Annotated in this window: 6 protein-coding genes; all 6 read right to left on the bottom strand. The window is 50.9% G+C overall.

The genetic code is table 11. The annotated features are described in order from the left end of the window. Positions 1 to 292: 292 nt before the first annotated feature. Positions 293 to 685: a hypothetical protein gene (locus tag PPL9_RS03185; protein WP_082596500.1), complete on the bottom strand. Its 393-nt coding sequence runs from the start codon at positions 683 to 685 to the stop codon at positions 293 to 295. Then, positions 675 to 965, bottom strand: a complete 291-nt coding sequence (locus tag PPL9_RS31060; RefSeq protein ID WP_082596498.1) for a PAAR domain-containing protein — start codon at positions 963 to 965, stop codon at positions 675 to 677. Before PPL9_RS31060 ends, PPL9_RS03185 begins: the two co-directional genes overlap by 11 nt. Then, the gene (locus tag PPL9_RS03180) at positions 965 to 1,777 is read right to left on the bottom strand and encodes a PoNe immunity protein domain-containing protein (protein ID WP_057461296.1); all 813 of its coding nucleotides are present in this window, start codon (positions 1,775 to 1,777) and stop codon (positions 965 to 967) included. Before PPL9_RS03180 ends, PPL9_RS31060 begins: the two co-directional genes overlap by 1 nt. Positions 1,778 to 1,779: 2 nt before the next feature. Further along, positions 1,780 to 3,225 (bottom strand): hypothetical protein, encoded by a 1,446-nt coding sequence (locus PPL9_RS03175; protein WP_057461295.1) that lies wholly within the window; start codon positions 3,223 to 3,225, stop codon positions 1,780 to 1,782. Continuing rightward, positions 3,218 to 3,583: a hypothetical protein gene (locus PPL9_RS03170; RefSeq protein WP_057461294.1), complete on the bottom strand. Its 366-nt coding sequence runs from the start codon at positions 3,581 to 3,583 to the stop codon at positions 3,218 to 3,220. Before PPL9_RS03170 ends, PPL9_RS03175 begins: the two co-directional genes overlap by 8 nt. A 10-nt stretch (positions 3,584 to 3,593) precedes the next feature. Continuing rightward, on the bottom strand, positions 3,594 to 5,560 hold a 1,967-nt coding region (gene tssI, locus PPL9_RS03165; protein WP_057461293.1), incomplete at its 5' end, for a type VI secretion system tip protein TssI/VgrG.

Genomic DNA, 5,560 nt, shown 5'->3' with positions numbered 1-5,560 from the left:
GCTCAGGCTGCTATCAACCGAAGCGACAAGTATTGAGCGGGTTTCGCACCCGCTAGGAAAACGCGCCTTTCCACGGCGCACCAAACAATGTGGGTTTGCTACCCTGGATAGATGCACTTAATTCGGGCTCAAAAAGCCGATGTTTGCAAGCCGAGATGATTATGATTGCAGGTCGGCACATCTAATGTGATCCTAACCGGATAATTGCGATCGCGTCGCAAACAATGTGCTTTCATTCGCAGCTAATGTGAGTTTAGCCCGTCCGATAGCTGCAGATAATTCGAGCGAAAAATCAGGATGCTTGCAATTCAAGATCCTTCACCAGCGTTAATGCACGCTTTTGACTATCGCTGAGTTTTTCATCTGTAACTGCGTTTGACCACGCGGTTTTGAAGGCTTGATCGTTAGAACTTTGGCACCAGGACAATGCGACCGCGCCGAGCGCCGTCCAGCCGATGCCGTCACACATCTGTGCCCATCTTTTGGCAGGGAAGGTTTCCAGTCTCTTCAAAAGGCTTAGATCCGTCTCGTTGATCCGGCTCTGGTTTTCTTCGCCGCCATCAACGCCTGCTGACGCTATCCATAAAGGTTCGCTGGCATGAAGGCCCTGCCAAACATCCACTGGAGTGAGCCCTTCTCCCAGATCGAACGCGCCAGGTTTTGTCGTGTCTTGATCAACCGCCAATTTCAACGTCTCCTGATTCTGCTGAAGCAGAGCCACCACACCCAACACTGTCTCCAACCCGGCACACAGCACGGCCATTTACAAACACGGACCCGGACCCTGCAGACATAGAACGCGGATGAGGCGGACAGTTGCCACACCCATGTGGGATAACGCCGTCACCGACACGCACTACAGCAATAGCATTCACAAACACATCAGGGCTTCCAGCAGAAGATGGCGTGGGCGGAAAACACCCATGGCCCGCGGCGATATCGCCTTTTCTATAAGCAGCTGGCATCAAAAATACTCTTTGTAGTGAACCAGTTCGTAAGGGTAGTCGGGATGATCCTTAAGCGGGCTATCGTCAATCCCAAGGACCTTTGCAACTGCTGCACCCATGAAGCACCAGTAGCCTTTGAAGCTTTTGCTTTTGGGATGTTTATGGAAATTTTTAATATAGAACTCTTCGTTCTTTTGACCAGTCTTTGCCCACTTGGTCACGTAGTTCATTAGGATTTCCTGATGGTGGCCTTCATGTCGTGTGAAGCATCCATAAATTGGTGCTTCAAATGTCTCCATATAGCAGCGTGGGGCAACATTTTCAGGCGGTACATCGTAGCCAAAATATTTGGCAAACTCGTTCATCAAAGGAGAGATGCGAATTGGCTCAGGGGCGTAATCTCCATCATCTCCTTCCTGATCGTATTCTACCGACATATCTTTGCGCAGCGACATTTCGATGTAGCGATGGCAAAGCTCTTTGGGTGCATCACACAGGACTAGGAGAGGAAAGAGTTCAAATCGATGTTTACTTGTCACCAGATCTTTTTGATGCGGTGGAAGATGCGTTGTTGAAGCATAATCAAACATATCCATCATCTTGTGAAGACCTGAGCGCATATGTTCAACAACTTGATCTAAGGGTTTTCCCATATTGTAGAATATAAGTGATCGATCCAAATCTACTTCAGCTAGAATGTCCAGTCTGTTTTGCTTCGCTTGTTCTGTGATATCAGGATTAGACAACTTTGCGATTGAGCGATCATAACTACTTTGGACCTCATCAATCTGATGCTCGAAATACTCTTTTGATTTATAAATATTTCTCATATTTATTCTTTTTCCCTGAAAGGTGTTTTATCTTTATTCTCTAAAGTTACTTCGCCGTACTCATCAATACGCTGGACTAAAGCTTTATTACTGTCAATTATATCTTCCATCTGATCTTTAGTAATCTCACTTTTGTCATACATTGTTGTCAAATGATCTTTTATCCACTTTTTAGTTAACTGTTTTTTCCCGACCTTGCTGCCTAATGCTTTGGCATCGGTCACAAAATAATCTGGCGGGGGTTTGGGATTCTTATAAACACCGTCAATCCCTTTCCCCTTAAAACCATCACCCGTTATCTGGGTGTCATCTCCATTGATCTTCTCCCAGCCTCGCTCTTTCGCATCCTGGTCTGCGAGGGTTTCGCCCCATTGGCCTTTCCATGGATTATGCCGGTTGGATTGGGTTTGTCTTTTCCCCTCAGCTGCTCTTTGTTCATCAATCTCGATTTCTTTGTTACTACGCAAATCAGAAACTGGCTTCCATTCGCCATGTTTATTCTTGATCATGGCTTCACCATCCGAAGTGCGCCGCATACCGCCTGGATCATCAGGGTTGCGGTAGGAGCCATCCTCCCACACATCTTCCTTTTTGGATTTTTTGCCCTTGCCGCCCTTTGCTTCAGCCGGTCCTTTGTCCCGGTCCGGCGCGGTCGTTCCCTGATTATCTGACCCTAAGAGCTTTTTCTCTGCATCTGAAAGGTCAGTTGACGTGTCAATGTCACCAACACTTTTCTCTACGACCGCTGGCCTGGACGGATCAAAGCTATCTTTTCTCAGAAAGTTCCGCTCACTGCGAACAAAGATCTTAACAACGTTCGATCCAGATTTTGCAACGCGCCCAACGAATTTGAGCGTCAAAGCCGCAACTCCCAGTCCTAACCCGACAAGAGCCAGGGCAATGCCTTCTTCGGTTACGGCATATCCAGCATCAACAGCTGCCTTGCATAACGCGACCTTCCACGTACCGTTATCAATGGCAGCAATTGCATCTTGATAGATCGTTTTGAACGAGGCCCAAAGGTTTTCAAAGAAAGCGTTGAAGCTACCATGCATAACGGCTGTACGATGCTGATAGGCTTGCTGATAAGTGGCATAAGCCTTCTCTTCAGCCAGCTTTGCTGCGCGCGCCTGCGCTCGATCCGGCGAGGCAAGAGCAAGGCCGTATTCTTCGCTGGCTTTTTCATAAGCTCTGCGAGTAGCTTCTTCCGCATCTCGCGCCGAGCTTAAATTTGTTGGTATCCCAAACTCTTCAATGGCCTGCCTGACGAGTGCCCGCGCCTCCTCCTGCTCTTCGGGTGTGCCGGTAAGACAAACAAGAAGGCCGATAAAGTGAATTGTGGCTGCGTATTCTTTGGCGCGATCTGCCGCATGGCCGATACAGGATTGACCATCAAGATGCGTGCCACCTGGCTGCGTGTCCGGAAGGCGAAAATCAGCGTCAGTCATTACTCTTCCCTCCAAAGAGGTTTAGAAAATGACTTGTGCCGATAGCGGGTGTAATTGTTGCATCCAGGACAGGTCGTCCAACTTTGCCAGCACCCGCAACAGGAACGCTCAGCAGAGAACTCACCACATCAGACTTCATCGCGATGAGCGCACTTTTATCACCGTCCTGGAGATCAAGAGCCTTATCAATGAGGCCCAACACGATCCCATGTTGAGCTTTAGGGTCAGGGTCATAATCGAAGGGATCTTTCAGAGGTTTCCCCCCAACACCAGCAAAAAACTTGTTCCGATACTGGTCTCGCACCTTGCGGCGAGCGAGTTCATTGGCAACAAATTCACCATCATCATATCTGCGCATCTGACGCCCCTTAGTTCAGCTTGATTTTGCCGCCCTTCTGGACGATCTGCGAAGAACCATTGATGCTGATGTTGATGCCTTCGATTTTTATGTTGCCCGCCTCCTCCATGACGATCTTGGACTTACCGCAGACAATCTCGAAGGTTTTGCCAACGACAATTGTTTTGTTCTGACCAACCTCTTCATAGGCACCCATGAGGACTGATTTGTTCTCAATGCCGCCAACAGACAGCTGATAGCCACCGCCAACAGCCGTGGCTTTAGCTCCGCCTACCACTTCGGAAGAAGACACCATCACCGTCTCGGCTTTGTTTTTGCCAACCGCGACGACCAGATTGCCTTCGCCCATGTTGAGGCCGAACTTGCCGAGGGTTCCGGCAATGCCTCCGATTTTCTTGCCGAGGGCTTTCTCAACGGCCTGGAATTTCTCGGTAACGAACTGCTGCAACTTGTTGGGGCCGACCATGAGGGTCATGTTGCCGCCAATCACCTCATGGTGGCTGTTGCCGACTTCAATGGATTTGTTGTGGCCGATGCTTTCTGACTGGTTCACGTCAACACGCTTGGCACGGTTGTTTTCAACGTGAATGTCCTGGTCTTTTTGAGCATGAACATAGATCTGCTCTTCGCCGGACTGATCCTCAAATGAGATCTCGTTGAACCCATCCCCCTTATGGCTGTCCGAGCGGATGACCATCTTGGTCTTGTGGTCGGGCAGCTGGTAGGGGTTGCGGTTGTTGGCGTGATAGGTGCGACCCGTGATGATGGGCTGGTCGGGGTCGCCTTCGAGAAAGTCTACGATGACTTCGTGGCCGATGCGGGGGATGGCGATGTGGCCCCAGCTGGCGCCGGCCCAGTTGGAGGACACGCGGATCCAGCAAGATGAAGTGTCGTTCTTCTTGCCATGACGGTCCCACGGAAACCAGACTTTCACCCGGCCATGCTCATCACAGTAAATCTCTTCGCCTTCCGGCCCGGTGACATGGGCAATCTGAGGGCCGTCCACCAAGGGCTTTTTGAGTAGTTTAGGCCGGTATGGCAGGCGGGCGGGTATGACCTCAAACCCAGCGCTGTAAGTGGTGGTACCGCTGCCAGCTTCCTCCGTCACGGCCTGTGGCTGGCTGCCCTGATGCGAGACGGTGAGCAAATGATACTTGATGTTGTAGTCGCTGTTCGGGTGGTCGTTCAGCGCAAACTGATGACCGGCTATCAGGTGAATGGCATTGGTTGCGCCATGCCCTGTGGTGGCCTCAACACGGGCTGCCTCCAGCCGGTGTTTTGTGAACGGATTGCCGACACCATCGGCCTTGTAGCGCCCTGGATACTCATAGAGTGCATAGTCTCCAGCAGAGCCGTTGTCCTCACCGCGCTGATGGGCGTGTTGCTGGTTGTAAGGTGGGTTCTTGAAGGAATAATCGCGCTGCATGAAGCTGGTGGCTCGCAGCTGCTCACGAAGGACAAAGCTGTTGCAATAAACGCCTTTGACCGCCCCGCCAGCCATGCTGTTATATTCTAGCTTGGGCTGGTCTGGGAGCTCGGAGACGATCTGCGGGTTATCAATAAACTGCAGTGTATGCTGGCCGTTTGTACCATAGGTGAAGTAGTACCAGATGCCTTCCTCAGCCGTGATGCGATCTAAAAAACTTAGGTGACTTTCCCGGTACTGCACGCAGTATTCACGAGCTTCATGAGGCTCGGTCAGATCCCACTTCACATCCTCGACGCCGTGTTCTTTCAGCAGGATCTTGACGATCTCAGGCACGCTTTTCTTCTGGAAGATCCGGCAGTCAGAACCATGGGCGAGCCGGTGCAGGCTGGGCAGCAGCGTCAGCGAGTAACTGGTGCGATGATGACCTTCATTACCACGGGCAATCTCGGCGATCACTCCGGAGAGATGGCGCAGGCCCTCGTATTTATGATGGATGGTCAGCGTTGCCGGCGTATCCAGCAGGCTATGCAAGTCCAGTGCGTTGTCAT

This window comes from Pseudovibrio sp. POLY-S9 (genome assembly GCF_001431305.1).
GTDB lineage: Bacteria > Pseudomonadota > Alphaproteobacteria > Rhizobiales > Stappiaceae > Pseudovibrio.
The sequence above is the reverse complement of the archived record's forward strand: the minus strand, read 5'-3'. Positions and strand labels throughout refer to the sequence as shown.